The sequence below is a fragment of the Streptomyces sp. NPDC025806 genome, assembly GCF_055558275.1.
The window spans coordinates 1-17,785 of record NZ_JBVHMU010000015.1 but is presented as its reverse complement, the minus strand read 5'-3'; the positions used below and the strand labels follow the sequence as shown (position 1 = coordinate 17,785).

Here is a 17,785-nt window from a genome sequence, read left to right as displayed (position 1 = left end):
CGCGCCCCTGAGATGCACACCCTTCGGGTGGCATCTCCCCGATAGAGGCTGAACGGCGAAGCCGTTCGCCTCTAGGGGCGCGGGGAACTGCGCGACCAGCCCCCACCGGCCCGCACTGGCTCAACTCCCGTTCGCGCAACGGCGCTTGAAAAGGCTCGCCCCGCCTCAGAATCCTCGCGCACAACCATTGACCGCTCCATGACACGTGTCACACCATGGCTCCGCCCGCATACTTACCGGTCGGTACAAGCCCGCGTGGAGGCCCCGTGTCCAGAGCCCGTCTCAAGCCGGCCATCGCCCTCGGCGCCGCCGCGGCCGCCCTGACGACCCCGCTCGTCTGCGCCACGCCCGCCGCGGCGACGGGACAGTACACGGTCACCGCCCTGAAATTCACCGTGCAGACCGGCGCCCGCACCTGCACCGTCGACGCCGACCTGTACCGCCCCGCCGGTGTCGACGCCGCGCACCCCGCCCCCGCTGTCCTCACCACGAACGGCTTCGGCGGCAGCAAGTCCGACGGGTCCACCGACGCGACCGGCAAGGCGTTCGCGCAGCGCGGCTACGTCGGGCTCGTCTACTCGGGGCTCGGCTTCGGCAAGTCCGGCTGCCTCGTCTCCCTCGACGACCCGCGCATCGACGGCAAGGCCGCCTCCGCCCTCGTCGACTTCCTCGCGGGGACCCGCGCCGCCGACGACGGCACGAAGGCCGACTACGTGACGAAGGACGGCGAGGGCGACCCGCGCGTCGGCATGATCGGCGGTTCCTACGGCGGCGCGATCCAGCTGGCCACGGCCTCCGTCGACCACCGCGTCGACGCCCTCGTCCCGCTCATCACCTGGAACGACCTTGCGTACTCCCTCGACCCGCAGAACGCGGCCGACCGCGACGTGCCCGGCGCCTTCAAGTGGCAGTGGAGCAACGGCTTCTTCCTCATGGGCGAGGGCCAGCCCCTGATCGTGCCGAACCTCGACCCGTCCCGCGTCAACAAGCTCGGCTGTCTGCACTTCGTCGACGACGCCTGCGAGACGATCCGCACCCTCAACTCCGGCCGCTATCCCGCCGAGCGGACGAGGAACCTGCTCGCCTACGCCCGCAGCGTCTCCCCGGTCTCGTACCTGAAGGACGTGAAGGCGCCGACGCTGCTCGTGCAGGGCCAGGCCGACAGCCTGTTCAACCTGAACGAGGCCAGGGCGACCTACGACACCCTGCGCGCGCAGGGGACCACGGCCAAGATGATCTGGCAGTCCTGGGGGCACAGCGGCGGCCTCACCGACCCCGCGAGCGGCGAACTGAACCTGGGCCGGGGCAACTTGGAGACGAGCTACGTGGGCCGCCGGATCCTCTCCTGGTTCGACCGGTACCTGCGCCACGAGAAGGGCGTCGACACCGGCCCCGCCTTCGCCTACTACCGCGACTGGATCGGCGACCCGGACGGCACCTACGCCACGGCCGCCGACGTGCCCGCCCTGTCGCGGAAGCTGTACCTGTCCGGCGACGGCAAGCTCGTCGACAACCGGCGCAAGGTCGCCCGGGGCAGCCGCGAGTACCGCAACTGGCTCGTCCCGACCAGCCACTCCGAGTCCTCCCTCGCCGGCATCATCGGGCTCCCCGACCCGGACCCGTACGACATCCGCGGCACCTACCTCGACTGGACCACCGACCCGCTGACCGGTGCCACCGATGTCGTCGGCGCTCCGAAGGCCACTCTGAAGGTCGTGTCGCCGCGTACGGAACGGGTGCAGAACTCCGGCGACGCCGCCGACAAGCTGGTCCTGTTCGCGAAGCTGTACGACGTCGCGCCCGACGGGAAGAAGACGCTCGTGCACCGGCTCGTCGCCCCGGTCCGGGTGCCGGACGTCACCCGCCCGTTCACCGTCACGCTCCCGGGCATCGTGCACCGCTACGAGAAGGGGCACCGGATCCGGTTCGTGATCGCGGCGAGCGACGACGCGTACGGAGGCAACAAGGGCGTCAAGCCCGTCACCGTCGTCAGCGCCCCCGAGGACACCGGCACCCTGGAGCTGCCCGTCGTCGCCCCCTGAGCCCCGGACGGCCCTGTCACCCGTTCGGCCCCCGGCCGCTGCGCGATCACCGTCTCCCCACCCATGCTGGGCGGGGAGACGGTGACGGCCGCCGGGGGACCGGCGGGTACGGGAAGGGACGGCCGATGAGCCCCAAGGACACCGCGAGCAGCACCAAGAGCCGCGGCACCAGCATGTTCACGCCGGGCCGGATCGCGATGCTGGTCCTCGCCGTCCTCGTCCTGGTCTTCATCTTCGAGAACACCCAGCAGGTGAAGATCCGGCTGCTGATCCCCGAAGTGTCCATGCCGCTCTACCTGGCGCTGGCCGCGGTCGCCCTCATCGGTGCGGGCTGCGGCGTCTATTTCACGCGCAGACGGCGCAAGTAGGTCCGTAGGCTGGCCCGATGAACGATCTTGCCGCCGAAGGCGCACGCGTCGCGATACGCCCCCTCACCCTCGACGACTGCGACGAGTTCGTCGCGCGGGCCCGCGAGAGCGTCGACCTGCACCGCCCCTGGCTCTTCCCGCCCACCGACACCGCCGCCTTCGCCACCTACGCCGACCGGCTGATCGACGCCCCGGACCGGCACGGATTCGTGGTGTGCGAGCGGGACACCGGCGCCCTCGCCGGATACATCAGCATCAACAACGTGGTGCACGGAGCCTTCCGCTGCGGCGCCCTCGGCTACGGGGCCTTCGCCCACGCCGCGGGACGCGGCCTCATGAGCGAGGGCCTCGACCTCGTCGTCGACCGGGCCTTCGGGCCGCTCGGGCTGCACCGCCTGGAGATCAACGCCCAGCCCGGCAACGCGGCCTCCCTCGCCCTCGCCCGGCGCGCCGGGTTCCGCCTCGAAGGCTTCTCGCCCGAGTTCCTCTTCATCGACGGAGCCTGGCGCGACCACGAGCGCTGGGCGCTCACCACCCAGATGCGCGACAAGCGGCGGCTCAGCGCGCGGAGCGACCGGCCTTCCGGTTGATCTTCATGGTGTCCATGTCGGTCACCGTCGAGCGCAGCTCCCCGTGCCCGTACCCGCGCTCGCGCAGATAGGTCTCGGCGCTCTCCTCCGCGAGCGCGCCCGCCATCTCGTCCCCGTCCGCCGGGTCCGACGCCACGACGTAGCGCATCGAGAAGTGCTTGAGCGCACGGTCGTAGGCGAGCGAACCCTCGGGGCCGAAACGCATCCCCGCGATGCCCTCGTGCTCCGCGACCTCGGCGAGCAGCCGCTCGCGCGCCGCTTCGGTCAGGCCGTCGAAGGTGCCGCGGACGATCACGCGGTAGGTGTGCTGCTCGGCCATGACCGGTCGTGCTCCTCAGGTGGTGCGGGGTTCTTCAAGTCCGTTGACGGGGCCAGGGTACGTCGATCAGGGTGAGGCGCATGCGGAATATCGTCGCGCTCGACGCCCCCTCCAACCTGGGGCTGCGCCCGCCCGCGCCCGGCACCGTCCCCGGCGTCTACAAGCTGGCCGGGGCGCTGCGCGAGCAGGGCGTCGTGCGCCGGCTCGGTGCCCTCGAAGGCGGCGTGGTCGTCCCGCCGCGCTACGACCGGGGCGACTGGCAGGAGGGCGACGGCGTCTTCAACGCGGCGGCCCTGCGCGCGTACACGATCAAGCTGGCCGACCGCATCGAGGGACATGTGCGGGCCGGGGACTTCCCGCTCGTGCTCGGCGGCGACTGCTCGATCCAGCTCGGCGCGGCCCTCGCCCTGCGCCGTCTCGGCCGCTACGGACTCGCCGCCGTCGACGCCTCCGCCGACTTCCGCCACCCCGGCAACTCCGACCGGGTCGGCGCCGCCGGCGGCGAGGAGCTCGCGCTCGGCACCGGCCGCGGCCAGCGCGACCTCACCGACATCGAGGGCCTGCGCCCGTACCTGCGGGACGAGGACGTGCGCCTGTTCGGCGGCCGGGACGCCTTCGAGGACGACCGGGCCGAACTGGCCGCGCTGAAGATCCCCAACACGACGGTCGGCGAACTGCGCGCGTGGGGCGTCGACGAGCTGGTGCGCGGCCATGTCCTGAGTCTGGAGAACCCCGTGCTCGACGGGTTCTGGCTGCACCTGGACGCCGATGTGCTCGACCCGTCCGTCATGCCCGCCGTCGACAGCCCCGATCCCGACGGCCTGCTCCCCGACGAACTCCTCGCGGTGCTGCGCCCGTTGCTCGCCTCGCCGCGCTGCGTCGGCATGAACATCACGATCTACGACCCGGACCTCGATCCCGACGGCACGGCCGGCGCGCTGCTCACCGACCTCGTCGTCGCGGCCTTTGCGCAATCCTGACCGGAGCGGCCTCTGGTCACCTTCCCGATGAGCATGTTCCATGGTCATCGGGGCGGTCCGCGCCCCGAGGCGACGGGAGGCAGCCGTGACCGACATACGCCGCGAGGCACTGACCCTGCCGGGCGTCGCGTTGGGACCCACGAACCCGCTGCCACCCCTGCACCCCCTCGACGAGGCGCACCGCATCGACGAGCGCTCCCGCCGGGACCTGCCCCTCGACATGGCCCGCCAGCTCGGCTACCGGCCGCTGACCAGCGTGCTGCCCGAGCGGATCCGCGACGGCTACGGGCGCGACCGCGCACCCGTCAGCCTCGACACGATCGTCATCGAGAACGACCGGCTGCGCGCCACCGTCCTGCCCGGCCTCGGCGGCCGCGTCGCCTCCCTGTGGCACAAGCCCACCGAGCGCGAACTCCTGTACCGCAACCCGGTGTTCCAGCCCGCCGACTTCGCGCTCAACGGGGCCTGGTTCTCCGGCGGCATCGAGTGGAACATCGGCGCCACCGGCCACACCACCCTGTCCTGCGCGCCGCTGCACGCGGCCCGCGTCGAGGCGCCCGACGGTGGCACGATGCTGCGCCTGTGGGAGTGGGAACGGCTGCGCGACCTTCCCTTCCAGGTCGACCTCTGGCTCCCCGACGGCTCCGACTTCCTCTACGTCGGCGTACGCATCCGCAACCCGCACGAGAAGCCCGCGCCCGTGTACTGGTGGTCGAACATCGCGGTGCCCGAGGAGCGCCGCGTCCTCGCCCCGGCCGAGGAGGCCTGGCACTTCGGGTACAGCCACAGCCTGCGCCGGGTCCCGGTCCCCGTCTCCGAGGGCGCCGACCGTACGTACCCACTGAACAGCGAGTACCCCGCCGACTGGTTCTACGAGGTCGAGGACGGGCGGCGGCGCTGGATCGCGGCGCTCGACGACGCGGGGCACGGGCTCGTGCAGACCTCGACCGACGCGCTGCGCGGCCGGAAACTCTTCGTGTGGGGCGCCGGCACCGGCGGGCGACGCTGGCAGGAGTGGCTCACCGAGCCCGGCACCGGGGGCTACTGCGAGATCCAGGCGGGGCTCGCCCGGACCCAGCTGGAACACGTACGCCTGGAGGCCGAGGGCGAGTTCAGCTGGCTGGAGGCGTACGGGCCGCTGGCCGCCGACCCGGCACTCGTGCACGGCGCGGGGGACTGGGGCGCGGCCGTCGGCGAGGTCGAGCGGAGGCTCGGGGAGGCGCTGCCGCGCGCGGACGTGGACGCGGCCTACGCGGCGTGGCTGCCGTACGCCGACACCGAACCCGGCGAGCGACTGGCGGTGGGATCGGGCTGGGGCGCGCTCGAACTGCTGCGTATGGGTGGGAAGTTGGCGGGGACGCCGTTCGAGGAGTCCACGCTCGGGGCGGCTCAGGAGCCGTGGCGGGAGCTGCTGGAGACCGGGGCGTTCCCGGAGCCGCGACGCGTCGGGCCGCCCGGGCCGACGCTCGTCGCGCCGGAGTGGCGGGACATGCTGGAGACGGCGCCGGCCAGGCCGCTGTCGGAGTACCACCTCGGGGTCGCGCAGTGGCACGCGGGGGACCGGGCGCAGGCCGTGCGGAGCTGGGAGCGGGGGCTCGAACTGGCGCCGTCGCTCTGGCCGTTGCTGCGGTGCCTCGCGGTCGCGGACGCGGCGGAGGGCTTCGCGGAGCGGGCCGCCGACCGGTACGCGGAGGCGTTCGACGACCTGTGCGCGGAGCGGCGTGACGGGGGTGAGGTGTGGGTCGCGGCGTCCGCGGCGCTCGGGCGGGAGGCGATCTCGGCGCTCCTGGCCGTGGGGCGGGCGCCGGGTGCCCGGGAGGTCTGGGAGCGGGTGCATCCGGAGACGAGGGCGCGGGGGCGGTTCCGGTTGCTGGAGGCCGAGTTGCTGCTGGCCGAGGGGGACGTTCCGGGGGCGCGGGAGGTTTTCGCGGCCGGGTTCGAGGTGGCCGACCTGCGCGAGGGCGCGGAGGTTCTGGCGGACCTCTGGGGTCGGGTGGCCCCGGGCGAGCCGCTGCCTCCGGCGTACGACTTCCGGATGCGGCCCGGCGCCGTTGAGGGCTGAGGGTTCGTCGCCGGGTGCGGGCCGGTGGGGCGTCTCGCGCAGTTCCCCGCGCCCCTGGAATGCACGCCCTTCGGGCGGCATTCCCCCGATGAAGGCTGCGCGCAGCGCATGCCTTCAGGGGCGCGGGGAACTGCGCGACCAGCCCCCGCGGCGGGAGAGCCGAAGATCGAGCCCCTCCGGCGCTTGAGGAGCGGGGACCAGCCAGGTGGATCAGACGAGTTCGCCCGCGCGGGCCACGACCTGGCCCCCGTGGACGACGATGTCGCGCTGCGGCATGTCGACCACGATCTGCGGCACACACTCGCCCCGCACCAGCACGAAGTCCGCCGGCGACCCGGGCTTGAAGTCGACGTGGGGCAGGCCCATCACATCGGCGGAGCCGTTCGCACCGACCGTGTAGCACGCGGTCAGTTCCTCGTCGAGGCGGACGTCCGTGATCTGGCCGAGGATGTGCGCGCGGTGGAGCATGTCCGCGTTGCCGAACGGGCTCCAGGAGTCCCGGACGCCGTCCGAGCCCAGCCCGACCCGCACCCCGTGCTTCTGCAGCGCGGCGATCGGCAGCACCGTGTTCGGACCCGGCGCCACCGTGGTGAGCGCGATGTCCTGCGCCGCCAGGTCGCCGGCCATCGTGTCGAGCTCGCCCTCCGACAGGTACGGCAGGCAGAACACGTGACTGACCGTCACCTTGCCGCGCAGCGACAGCGCCTTCGTGCGGTCGATGATGCCGCGCAGCACCTTCGTGCCCTTCTCGTCACGGTCGTGGAGGTGGATGTCCACCCCGATGCCGTGCTGGTCGGCGAGGTCGAAGACGAAGTCGAGCTGCTCGTCGAGGGCGTGGTCGAAGCTGATCGGGTCGATGCCGCCGACCATGTCGATCAGCCCCGTACGGGCCGCCTCCGCGAGCAGCTTGTCCGTGCCCGGCGTCCGTACGACACCGTGCTGCGGGAACGCCACGAGCTGCACGTCGAGCGCGTCGGCGAGCCGCTCGCGCGCCTCGGCGATGCCCTCGAGCCCGGCGAGACCGAAGGCCGGAGCCACGTCGGCGTGCGCCCGCATGGCGCGGGTGCCGCGGGTGACGGCGTGCGCCATCAGCCCGTAGGCACGCTCACCGACCGGACGCTTCTGCGCCTTGAACAGCTCGACGTCCTGCTCGCAGAACTCGGCGATGGTGTTCGCCGGCTTGCGGGTCACCCAGGAGCCGCCCCAGCTCGTCTTGTCCGGGTGGATGTGGGCGTCGACCAGCGACGGCAGCGCGATGCGGCCGTCACCGTAGACGACCTTGGCACCCTTGGGCGCCGGCGCGTCCGAGAAGACGCCGTCGATCACCGTGAGGTCCACGGCCTCGGCGGCCCCGAACGGCCGGATGTTGCGGAACACCACGGCCTTGCGCGGCTCCGCGCGCCCGCTGCCGGACGCGGCCTGTGCCGTCCCCGCCGGGGCGAGGGTCGCCGCGCCGAGGGACGCGGCGCCCGCCAGGACACCGCGACGGGACAGGGAAGGGGGAGTCATACGTTGCTCCTCATGGGGGTGTGAGAGACGTACGGGTCGTGCGTGGCGGCGGGCGTCAGACCGCGACGGCGATGCCCGAGTGCACCACGCGGGTGGGGGTCTTGAGGACCGAGAGGTCGGCCAGCGGGTCGCCGGACACGACGATCAGGTCACCGGCGAAGCCCCGGGCCAGGCGGCCCACGGTGTCGGAGAGGCCGAGCAGCTTCGCCGCGTTGATCGTGGCGGTGCGGATCGCGTCGAGCGGGCTGAACCCGGCCGAGTGCATGAGCTCGATCTCGCCGCCGATGGGCTCGACGGTGCCGCCGGAGGAGTCGGTGCCGGAGACGACCGGCACGCCCATCTGGTGCGCGGCGAGCGCCGCCTTCTTGAGCAGCGGCGTGTAGGTGCGGCCGCGCTCGTCGAGGACCGGGTCCTTGTCGCCGATCATCCCGGCGATGGCGCCGATGGTCGGCGTGAAGTACGTGCCGCGGCGGCGCATCTCGTGCAGCGTGCGCTCAGCGACGAACGCGCCGTGCTCCAGCGAACGGATGCCCGCGGTCACCGCGTCGTGGCAGCCCTGCTCGCTGTAGCTGTGGCACAGGACGCCCTTGCCGTGCTTCTTGGCGGTCGAGACGATCTCGGAGAGCTGCTCGTACGTGTAGACCTGCTCCAGCGGGTCCTGCTCGGCCAGGCCCGCGCGCGGGTTGGACCGGGTCTTGATGACGTCGGCGCCGCGCGCCACGTTCACCTCGACGACGCGGCGCAGGGCCGCGGCGGACACGACGCCGTCCTTGAGGCGGGCCAGCGCGGTGAGGTCGGGGTCGCCGAGGATGGTGTCGCCGAGGTCGGGCGAGACGAACACACCGGCGGCGCGCAGCCGCGGCGCGAGCTCCGGCGCCTGGCGGGCCAGCTCGCGCACGGCGATGTCCTGGTAGAAGTTCGTGGAACCGCTGCGCGCCGTGGTGGCGCCCTGACGCAGCGCGGACTTGGCCTCGGCCACCGTGTTGATGTGGATGTGCGAGTCGACGAGGCCGGGGAGCACCCAGCTGCCCTGCGCGTCCAGCCGGGGCGCGTCCTTCGGCACGTCGACGCGGCCGCGGCGGCCGGCCGCGCGGACCACACCGGCCTGGATCACGACGACCGCGTCCTCGATGACGTCGCCGGTCGCCGGGTCGAGCAGCGTGCCGCCCTCGACGACCAGGTCACCGCCGCGGCCGGGGCGCTCGGAGCGGCGCTCGGCGCCGCCGGAGGCCGCCGAGGCGGGCGCGGCACCGGCGGCGAACGCGGTCGCGGTGCCGGCCAGCGCGGCGGAGGCGGCGAGCACACCGCGGCGGGTGAGACGGGCGGACGGCGGCGGGGTCGATTCGACGCACATTGCGGACTCCTCGGGGGCGGATCGTCTTGCTGGCCTATTGGTATACCAATTCTGGAAGGCGCGGCAAGGATCTGTCCGAGGGGTGGCAGTGCTCAGGGGGATTTCACGACGATTGCCGGGACTTTCGCTTCTTCGGGGGCGCCGGCTCCTCGGTTTTGGTATACAGCTCGGCGTCGACGTGGCCGTCACCGTCGCCCCCGTCGACACCGGCCGCGCCGAACAGCGAACGCTCGGCCACCGCACGACTGTCCCGCACGTGCAGCAGCGTGCTGGCCGCGGCCGACTCCGCGTCGCCCGCCGCGATGTGCCGGAACATGTCCGCGTGCTGGGCCCGCATGTGCGCCGGCTCCTCGCGCAGCCCGAACACCAGCTGCAACTGCCAGCTCAGCTGCTCCATCGTGCGGGCGAGCAGCGGGTTGTCGCACAGCGCGACGATCTCCTCGTGGAAGGCGGTGTGCGCGGCCACCTCCTCGGCGCCCCGGTCCGCCGCCGCGGCCCGCTCCGCCGTCTCCAGCGTGGCGCGCAACGTGGCCAGGACCTGCTCCTCGTCCGCGCCGGCCGCCGCCACCTTGCGGGCCGCGAGCCGTGAGGCCTGCACCGCGAGCGGCTCCCACACCTCGTACAGATGCCGCACGTCGGCCCGCTCCAGGCTGCGCACCCGCACACCGCTGCGCGGCAGCAGTTCGAGCAGGCCCTCCGCGACCAACGCGCGCAGCGCCTCGCGCACCGGCACGCGGGACATCTCCAGCTCGGCCGCGACCTCGCGCTCCACCAGGCGCGAGCCCATCGGGTAGCGGCGGTCCACGATCCGCTCCCGCACCGCCTCGCGCGCCCGGTCGCTCAGGGAGACGTGCCCCTGACCGTTCCCGGCCCCGCCCCCGTTCTCCGTGGCGGCCTTCGCTGCCTTCGCGTCCTTCGCGGACCCGCTCCCGGACTCTTTTCCGGTCCCGTCCGCACGCCCTCGGTCCTTACCGCTCCCGGCCATGTCTGCACCCCGTCCTTCACCCTCGTGCTCGGGGCGAGGATACGTGGCGCGACCGCCGGATCAGGCCGTCCCGGCCGCCTGCCGGTCCACGTACTCGAACACCGAGCCGTCCGGGTGCAGCGCGATCAGGTTCCGCCCCGCCGGGGTGCCCACGGGCCCGGCGAGGACCTGGGCGCCCGAGGCCGTCAGCACGTTCTTCGCCTCGTCCACGTCCCGCACCGCGATCGTCGCGGACACCTTGCGCAGCACCTCCAGCTCCCGCTCCGGACCGCTCATCAGCAGGAAGCAGCCGACGGCGGCCACCGAGACCCCGCCGCGCTCGAAGCGCAGGGCCGGGCTCCCGGCGAGCCGTTCGTAGAAGGTGACCGAGGACTCCAGGTCCTCGACGCAGACGCGCAGCGTGGTTCCCAGGATCTCCATGCCCGGAAGCCTAGTTGGCCCGCCCGGGCCGCGTGATCACTTCCCGCAAGCCGCCGGGGGAAGGAGCGGCGCACGTTTGACACCCCGAGGCGGGGGGACGCGGAGACCCTGGGCCGGCCGCGCGCCCGGCCCCGTCCACCGGACCCGTACACCGGAGGCCGTCGTGACCACCCAGACCGCTACGGAACTGCACGCACTCGCCCGACAGCTGCGCGTCGACTCCGTCCGTGCCGCGGACGCCGCCGGCTCCGGCCACCCGACCTCGTCGATGTCCGCCGCCGATCTCATGGCCGTGCTGCTCGCCCGCCACCTGCACTACGACTTCGCCCGCCCCGACCACCCCGGCAACGACCGCTTCATCCTGTCCAAGGGCCACGCGTCACCGCTGCTCTACGCCGCCTACAAGGCGGCCGGGGCCATCGGCGAGACCGAACTGCTCACCTTCCGCCGGCTCGGCAGCCGCCTCGAAGGACATCCGACCCCGCGCCGGCTGCCCTGGGTCGAGACGGCGACCGGCTCGCTGGGCCAGGGCCTGCCCGTCGCCGTCGGCACCGCCCTCGCCGGACAGCACCTCGACCACGCCGGATACCGCGTGTACGTGCTGTGCGGGGACAGCGAGCTCGCCGAGGGCTCCGTGTGGGAGGCCGCCGAGATGGCCGGACACGAACACCTCGACCACCTCGTCGCGATCGTCGACGTGAACCGGCTGGGCCAGCGCGGCCCCACCCGGCACGGCCACGACCTCGACGCCTACGGACGCCGCTTCCGCGCGTTCGGCTGGCACACGGTGGAGATCGACGGGCATGACGTCGCCGCGATCGACCGTGCCCTCGGCGAGGCGCGCGCGACCGTCGGGCAGCCCACGGCGATCCTCGCGCGCACGCTCAAGGGCAAGGGCGTCGCCGAGGTCGAGGACAAGGAGGGCCGGCACGGCAAGCCGCTGCCCGACGCCGATGCGGCGATCGAGGAGCTGGGCGGGGACCGAGCCGTCCACGTCGCCGTGGCCAAGCCGCCCGCCGTGCAGGTTCGCCACCCGGTGCGACGCGACCGCGTGGACCTGCCCCGCTACGACGTCGGCGACGAGGTCGCGACCCGCGACGCCTTCGGCCGGGCCCTCGCCGCGCTCGGCACCGCGCGCGGCGACGTCGTCGTGCTCGACGGCGAGGTCGGCGACTCCACCCGCGCGGACCTCTTCGCCGAGGACCATCCCGAGCGCTACGTCGAGTGCTACATCGCCGAGCAGCAGCTCGTCGCCGCGAGCGTCGGCATCGCCTCCCGGGGCTGGACCCCGTTCGCCGCCACGTTCGCGGCGTTCCTGACCCGCGCCCACGACTTCCTGCGCATGGCCGCTGTCAGCAATGCCTCCATCAACCTCGTCGGTTCGCACGCCGGCGTCTCCATCGGCCAGGACGGCCCCTCCCAGATGGGCCTGGAGGACCTCGCCATGTTCCGCGCGATCCCCGGCTCGACCGTGCTGCACCCCTGCGACGCCAACCAGACGGCGTGGCTCACCGCGCGCATGCCCGACCTGGACGGCATCCGCTACCTGCGCACCCTGCGCGGCGCCACCCCCGTGATCTACCCGCCGCACGAGGACTTCCCCGTCGGCGGCAGCAAGGTGCTGCGCTCCGGGGACGACGACCGCGTCACGATCGTCGCCGCGGGCGTCACCGTCCACGAGGCCCTGCGCGCCGCCGACCAGCTGACCGAGATCGGCATCCCCGTACGCGTCATCGACCTGTACTCGGTGAAACCCGTGGACCGGGAGACGCTGCGCGAGGCGGCGGACGCCACCGGCTGTCTGATCACCGTCGAGGACCACCGCCCCGAGGGCGGCATCGGCGACGCCGTGGCCGAGGCCTTCGCCGACGGCTCCCCGACCCCGCGCCTGGTCCGCCTCGGCGTCCGCTCGATGCCCGGCTCGGCCACCCCGGAGGAGCAGCTGCACGAGGCCGGGATCGACGCCGCGTCGATCGTGGCCGCCGTCGAACTGCTCGTCGAGCACGAGATCGCACCGGCGGGCGCCGGACGCGTGTGAACGCGACCGTCTGTACATCGCGGAGTGGACAGGAGGAGTACGCGTGACCGGCACCTACGTCTACGGCATCGTCAACGCGGAGCACCCGGCCCTGCCCGACGGCCTGGCCGGCATCGGCGAACCGGCCCGTGAAGTGCGCACCGTCACCCGGGGCCCGCTGACCGCCGTCGTCAGCGAGGCACCCGACGGGCTGCGCCCCAGGCGCCGTGACCTCCTCGCCCACCAGAAGGTGCTCTCCCGGACGGTGCGGGGCGGGCCGGTGCTGCCGATGCGGTTCGGCAGCGTCGCCCCCGACGACGAGACCGTCGCGGCGGTGCTCGCCGAGCGCGCCGAGCACTGGCTGGAACGGCTGCGGGCGCTGGACGGCAAGGTCGAGTACAACGTCAGGGCACAGCACGACGAACAGGCCGTGCTGCACCGGCTCATGGCGGAGGACACCGGGATCCGCGAGCTGGCCGAGAGCAACCGCACGGCGGGCGGCGGCACGCACGAGGACCGGCAGCGGCTCGGCGAGACGGTCGTCGCGGCCGTGCGGGCGCGGGAGGCGCAGGACGCCGCCGCGCTGCGGCATCTGCTGGAACCCGCGGCCGACGCGACGGTCGCGGGGCCGGCCGACACGGGCGGCCTCGCGAACCTGTCCTTCCTCGTGGACGAACGCGCCGTGGACCCGCTGCTCAGCGCGGTCGAGGAGGTGCGGCGCACCCACCCGCACGTCGAGGTCCAGGTCAACGGCCCGCTGCCGCCGTACAGTTTCGTCGAGCCGGGACCCGCCCCGCCCGCGGACCCCGAGTGAACCGACGGGCTTCACTCACGGCACAGGATCTCCCCGTGCGGGACCATGAACCACGCGTCCTGGTGTGTGCCCCAGTCCCGCCACGCCTCGGACACGGCGGTCAGCTCCTCGCGCGTCGCGTGGCCGCCCTCGATCGCGCGGTCCGCGTAGGCGGAGGCCAGGGTGCGGTCCGCCCACAGGCCGCTCCACCAGTCGATCTCGTCCGGCGCCGCGTAACACCACACGCTCGCCGACGAGGTGACGTCCGCCGCTGCGAAACCGGCCTCCAGGGCCCACGACCTCAGCCGCCGCCCGGCGTCCGGCTCCCCGCCGTTGGCCCGCGCGACCCGCTGGTACAGGTCCTGCCAGGCCGTCATGCCCGGTGACTCGGGGTACCAGGTCATCGCCGCGTAGTCCGACTCCCGTACGGCGACGATGCCGCCGGGCTTCGTGACGCGCCGCATCTCGCGCAGGGCCCGCACCGGGTCGCCGACGTGCTGCAGCACCTGGTGCGCGTGCACGACGCAGAACGTGTCGTCCGGCCAGTCCAGCGCGTGCACGTCGGCGGTCGTGAAGTCGACGTTCGTCAGGCCCCGTTCGGCCGCCGTGGCGCGGGCCTGATCCAGGATGCCCTCGGCGTGGTCGGCGCCCGTGACGTGCCCGTCGGGGACCAGTGCGGCCAGGTCCGCGGTGATGGTCCCGGGTCCGCAGCCGATGTCCAGGATCTTCATGTGCGGCTTCAGTGAACCGAGCAGGTAGGCCGCGGAGTTGGCGGCGGTGCGCCAGGTGTGCGAACGCAGTACGGACTCGTGGTGGCCGTGGGTGTACACGGCGGTCTCCTGCGACATGGCCCGGTCCTTTCACGGAACGACGGCTCGCCCGGAGCGGACGCCCCGGGGTGTGTGATCACCGTACGCCCGATGGGCCGCATGATGAGATACCCGTCTTGAGATGTGGACATCGGTGGAGGCGCGAGAGCGTCAGATTCCGGTCGGCGGGCAGTACACGCGCAGGCCCTCGTGCTCCTTGTGCACCGTCAACTCGCCGTGGCAGACCGTCACTTCACCGTCGTAGGCCAGCGGCGTGCCCGGGGTCACGCCGTCGATGTGCAGGCGCGTGAGCCGGGTCGCGGCATGGAACGCGGAACGGGACAGCGGGCCCGCGAGGGCCGCCGCGAGCAGGCGCAGCCCCGGGAGCCGGCCGCCGTCCACCGTGCGGACGTCGAGCAGCCCGTCGGCGAGATCCGTGCGCCGGCCCGTGGTCAACCCCATGCGCCGGTACGTGCAGTTGCCCGCGAACAGCAGCCACAGCGGGCGCCGACGGCCCTTGACGAGCACCTCCAGCGGATGGTCCCGGCGCAGCACGTGCACCGCCGCCACGACATCGGCGAGCGGACCGCCGACCCGCCCGGACCACCGCTCGCGCTCGCGCACCAGCTCCGGATACGCGCCCAGGCTCAGCGTGTTGAGGAAGATCCCGGACGTGTCGCCCGAGCGGAACCGGCCCACGTCCACGGCCACCGCCTGCCCCCGTTCGACCGCCCGCAGCAGGTCCCCGGCGTTCTCGATGCCCAGGTCGTACGCGAAGTGGTTGAGGGTGCCGCCGGGCAGGACCACCAGCGGCAGCCCGTGCCGGACCGCGACCCCGGCCGCCGTGTTCACCGAGCCGTCGCCGCCCGAGACACCGAGCGCGCGGGCCCGCGGCGCCGCCTTCTCCAGCTCCGCCGCGAGCTCCGCGCCCGTGCAGTGCACGAACTCGGCGCGGGGCAGCGCGTCCTCCAGCGCCCGGACCCGCTCGGGGCTCCCCGCCTGGCCGTTCACCACCATCACGAGGCCCTCGCCGCCCGGCAGCGCCGGCACCCCGTCGACCACCGGCTTGCCCGGCGACGGCAGCTGGTCGCGGGTCGGCACCAGACCGCGCAGCGCGTACGCGGCGCCCACACCGAGCGCCGCGCCCGCGAGGACGTCCCCGGGAAAATGCGCCCCCGTGTAGACCCGGGACGCCGCCACCGAGAACGCCACCGGCGCGAGCGCCGCGCCCCAGCCGCGCGACTCCAGTGCCACACCCGTCGCGAAGGCCGCGGCCGACGCGGAGTGCCCCGAGGGGAACGAGGTCGTGAACGGCTGCCGGTGCAGCTGTCGCACCAGCGGCACCGCGTCGAGCGCGGGACGCGGCCGGCGCACCGACCGCTTGCCGAGCGTGTTGATCGTCGCGGAGGCCAGCGCGAGCGAGGCCACCCCGCGCACCGCCGCGCGCCGGGCCCGGGGCGAACCGGTCGCCGCCAGCGCGCCGCCCGCCGCGAACCACAGCACCCCGTGGTTCGCGGCCCGGCTCAGCCGCGGCAGGATCCGCTCCGCGCCGGGCCAGTGGGCTCCGGCGGCGAACTCGAAGAGACGCAGGTCGAGGGCGGCGAGGCGGCCACGCGGAGACCGGCCGGTGCCGGATCCGCCCGCGCCCGTGGGCATGAGGTCACGCAGGGATCGCATGCCGGACGTGTACCCGCGCAGCCCGCGAGCACGTCACCCGGAGTGGTGGGACCACCGGGACGGCACGGGCCGGGGCGAAAGCCATTTGCCCGCGACACGCCCGGCCGCAGAGAATGCGGAACCATGGGACATCTGGAAGCCGCGCATCTCGAGTACTACCTGCCGGACGGGAGGGCGCTGCTCGGTGATGTGTCGTTCCGCGTCGGAGAGGGCGCCGTCGTCGCCCTCGTCGGGCCGAACGGGGCGGGCAAGACGACACTGCTCAAGCTGATCTCCGGCGAGCTGCAGCCGCACGGCGGCGGCGTCACCATCAGCGGCGGCCTCGGCGTGATGCCCCAGTTCGTCGGCTCCGTGCGCGACGAGACGACGGTGCGCGACCTGCTCGTCTCCGTCTCCGGACCGCGCATCCGCGAGGCCGCCCGCGCCGTCGACAAGGCCGAGCACGCGATCATGACCGTCGACGACGAGGCCGCGCAGATGGCCTACGCGCAGGCCCTCTCCGACTGGGCCGAGGCCCACGGCTACGAGGCCGAGACGCTCTGGGACATGTGCACCACCGCCGCGCTCGGCATGCCCTACGACAAGGCCCAGTTCCGCGAGGTCCGCACCCTCTCCGGCGGCGAGCAGAAGCGGCTCGTCCTCGAAGCGCTGCTGCGCGGCACCGACGAGGTCCTGCTCCTCGACGAGCCGGACAACTACCTGGACGTCCCCGGCAAGCGCTGGCTGGAGGAGAAGCTGCGCGAGACCCGCAAGACCGTCCTGTTCGTCTCCCACGACCGCGAGTTGCTCGCCCGCTCCGCCGAGAAGATCGTGAGCGTCGAGCCCGGACCCGGCGGGGCCGACGCCTGGGTGCACGGCGGCGGCTTCGCCACGTACCACGAAGCCCGGCGCGAGCGCTTCGCCCGCTTCGAGGAACTGCGCCGCCGCTGGGACGAGAAGCACGCCCAGCTCAAGAAGCTCGTGATCAACCTGCGGCAGGCCGCCGCCGTCTCCCACGAGATGGCGTCCCGGTACGCGGCCGCCCAGACGCGCCTGCGCAAGTTCGAGGAGGCCGGGCCGCCGCCCGAGCCGCCGCGCGACCAGGACATCACCATGCGGCTCAAGGGCGGGCGCACCGGCGTGCGCGCCGTCACCTGCCAGGGCCTGGAGCTGACCGGCCTGATGAAGCCCTTCGACCTGGAGGTCTTCTACGGGGAGCGCGTCGCCGTCCTCGGATCCAACGGCTCGGGCAAGTCGCACTTCCTGCGGCTGCTCGCCGGTGACGGGTCCGTGGCGCACACCGGGGCCTGGAAGCTCGGCGCCCGCGTCGAGCCCGGGCACTTCGCCCAGACCCACGCGCACCCCGAGCTGCAGGGCCGGCTCCTGCTCGACATCCTGTGGCGCGACCACGCCAAGGACCGGGGCGCGGCCATGAGTCTCCTGCGGCGCTACGAGCTCACCGCGCAGGCCGAGCAGAAGTTCGAGCGGCTGTCCGGCGGGCAGCAGGCCCGTTTCCAGATCCTGCTCCTGGAGCTGGCCGGAGCGACGGCTCTCCTCCTCGACGAGCCGACGGACAACCTCGACCTGGAGTCGGCCGAGGCCCTCCAGGAGGGGCTGGAGGCGTTCGAGGGGACGGTGCTGGCCGTGACCCACGACCGGTGGTTCGCCAAGTCCTTCGACCGGTTCCTCGTGTTCGGCTCCGACGGCAAGGTCCGCGAGACGGCGGAGCCCGTCTGGGACGAGCGGAGGGTTGAGCGGGCCCGCTAGCGCCGTAGCTCCGCCGGAATCGTCGCCGGGTGCGGGCCGGTGGGGCTTCTCGCGCAGTTCCCCGCGCCCCTGAAATGCAGACGCTTCGCGTCGCATTTCCCCGATGAGGCGCAG

Annotated in this window: 15 protein-coding genes; 8 read left to right on the top strand and 7 right to left on the bottom strand. The window is 73.3% G+C overall.

All coding sequences use genetic code 11. The annotated features are described in order from the left end of the window. Window positions 1-215: 215 nt before the first annotated feature. The 3 genes from ACZ4E1_RS29070 to ACZ4E1_RS29060 all read left to right on the top strand — a co-directional run bounded on the left by ACZ4E1_RS29070 (window position 216) and on the right by ACZ4E1_RS29060 (window position 3,000). The gene (locus tag ACZ4E1_RS29070; protein ID WP_467544848.1) at window positions 216-2,042 is read left to right on the top strand and encodes a CocE/NonD family hydrolase; all 1,827 of its coding nucleotides are present in this window, start codon (window positions 216-218) and stop codon (window positions 2,040-2,042) included. Between the two features lie 125 nt (window positions 2,043-2,167). Next, window positions 2,168-2,410, top strand: a complete 243-nt coding sequence (locus ACZ4E1_RS29065; RefSeq protein ID WP_467544846.1) for a lipopolysaccharide assembly protein LapA domain-containing protein — start codon at window positions 2,168-2,170, stop codon at window positions 2,408-2,410. Window positions 2,411-2,427: 17 nt separating this feature from the next. Continuing rightward, window positions 2,428-3,000 carry a GNAT family N-acetyltransferase gene (locus tag ACZ4E1_RS29060; protein ID WP_467544844.1) on the top strand — a complete coding sequence of 191 codons (573 nt, stop codon included), beginning with the start codon at window positions 2,428-2,430 and terminating at the stop codon, window positions 2,998-3,000. Here ACZ4E1_RS29060 and ACZ4E1_RS29055 read toward each other — a convergent pair. Beyond that, complete coding sequence (locus tag ACZ4E1_RS29055) at window positions 2,969-3,319, bottom strand: DUF6204 family protein (protein WP_467544841.1); 351 nt, start codon at window positions 3,317-3,319, stop codon at window positions 2,969-2,971. The genes ACZ4E1_RS29060 and ACZ4E1_RS29055 overlap by 32 nt on opposite strands. A gap of 80 nt (window positions 3,320-3,399) precedes the next feature. Between ACZ4E1_RS29055 and ACZ4E1_RS29050 the strand changes: the two genes are divergently transcribed. Both ACZ4E1_RS29050 and ACZ4E1_RS29045 read left to right on the top strand, forming a co-directional pair. Next, window positions 3,400-4,299 (top strand): arginase family protein, encoded by a 900-nt coding sequence (locus ACZ4E1_RS29050; protein WP_467544839.1) that lies wholly within the window; start codon window positions 3,400-3,402, stop codon window positions 4,297-4,299. A gap of 85 nt (window positions 4,300-4,384) precedes the next feature. Then, window positions 4,385-6,361 carry a DUF5107 domain-containing protein gene (locus tag ACZ4E1_RS29045; RefSeq protein WP_467544836.1) on the top strand — a complete coding sequence of 659 codons (1,977 nt, stop codon included), beginning with the start codon at window positions 4,385-4,387 and terminating at the stop codon, window positions 6,359-6,361. A gap of 210 nt (window positions 6,362-6,571) precedes the next feature. Here the strand turns inward: ACZ4E1_RS29045 and ACZ4E1_RS29040 are convergent, their stop codons facing one another. The 4 genes from ACZ4E1_RS29040 to ACZ4E1_RS29025 form a co-directional block, all read right to left on the bottom strand. Next, the gene (locus ACZ4E1_RS29040) at window positions 6,572-7,870 is read right to left on the bottom strand and encodes an amidohydrolase (RefSeq protein WP_467544834.1); all 1,299 of its coding nucleotides are present in this window, start codon (window positions 7,868-7,870) and stop codon (window positions 6,572-6,574) included. Between the two features lie 55 nt (window positions 7,871-7,925). Continuing rightward, window positions 7,926-9,224, bottom strand: coding sequence for an amidohydrolase family protein (locus tag ACZ4E1_RS29035; protein ID WP_467544831.1), 1,299 nt, complete (start codon window positions 9,222-9,224; stop codon window positions 7,926-7,928). 103 nt (window positions 9,225-9,327) lie between these two features. Further along, window positions 9,328-10,209: a GntR family transcriptional regulator gene (locus tag ACZ4E1_RS29030; protein ID WP_467544828.1), complete on the bottom strand. Its 882-nt coding sequence runs from the start codon at window positions 10,207-10,209 to the stop codon at window positions 9,328-9,330. A 60-nt stretch (window positions 10,210-10,269) separates the two neighbouring features. Further along, entirely contained in the window at window positions 10,270-10,629 is a 360-nt protein-coding gene (locus ACZ4E1_RS29025) for a VOC family protein (protein ID WP_467544825.1), read from the bottom strand. Between the two features lie 163 nt (window positions 10,630-10,792). On the opposite strand from ACZ4E1_RS29025, the gene ACZ4E1_RS29020 reads away from it, so the two are divergent. Continuing rightward, on the top strand, window positions 10,793-12,667 hold the full coding sequence (locus tag ACZ4E1_RS29020; protein WP_467544823.1) for a transketolase: 1,875 nt from the start codon (window positions 10,793-10,795) through the stop codon (window positions 12,665-12,667). Between the two features lie 43 nt (window positions 12,668-12,710). Next, window positions 12,711-13,460 (top strand): GvpL/GvpF family gas vesicle protein, encoded by a 750-nt coding sequence (locus ACZ4E1_RS29015; RefSeq protein ID WP_467544820.1) that lies wholly within the window; start codon window positions 12,711-12,713, stop codon window positions 13,458-13,460. An 11-nt stretch (window positions 13,461-13,471) separates the two neighbouring features. On the opposite strand, the gene ACZ4E1_RS29010 is transcribed toward ACZ4E1_RS29015, so the two are convergent. Both ACZ4E1_RS29010 and ACZ4E1_RS29005 read right to left on the bottom strand, forming a co-directional pair. Continuing rightward, on the bottom strand, window positions 13,472-14,287 hold the full coding sequence (locus ACZ4E1_RS29010) for a class I SAM-dependent methyltransferase (RefSeq protein WP_467544815.1): 816 nt from the start codon (window positions 14,285-14,287) through the stop codon (window positions 13,472-13,474). 132 nt (window positions 14,288-14,419) lie between these two features. Further along, window positions 14,420-15,904 carry a phosphatase PAP2 family protein gene (locus ACZ4E1_RS29005; protein WP_467545327.1) on the bottom strand — a complete coding sequence of 495 codons (1,485 nt, stop codon included), beginning with the start codon at window positions 15,902-15,904 and terminating at the stop codon, window positions 14,420-14,422. A 144-nt stretch (window positions 15,905-16,048) separates the two neighbouring features. Here ACZ4E1_RS29005 and ACZ4E1_RS29000 point away from each other — a divergent pair, with 144 nt between their 5' ends. Further along, window positions 16,049-17,671, top strand: coding sequence for an ABC-F family ATP-binding cassette domain-containing protein (locus tag ACZ4E1_RS29000; RefSeq protein WP_467544811.1), 1,623 nt, complete (start codon window positions 16,049-16,051; stop codon window positions 17,669-17,671). The last annotated feature ends 114 nt before the right edge of the window (window positions 17,672-17,785 follow it).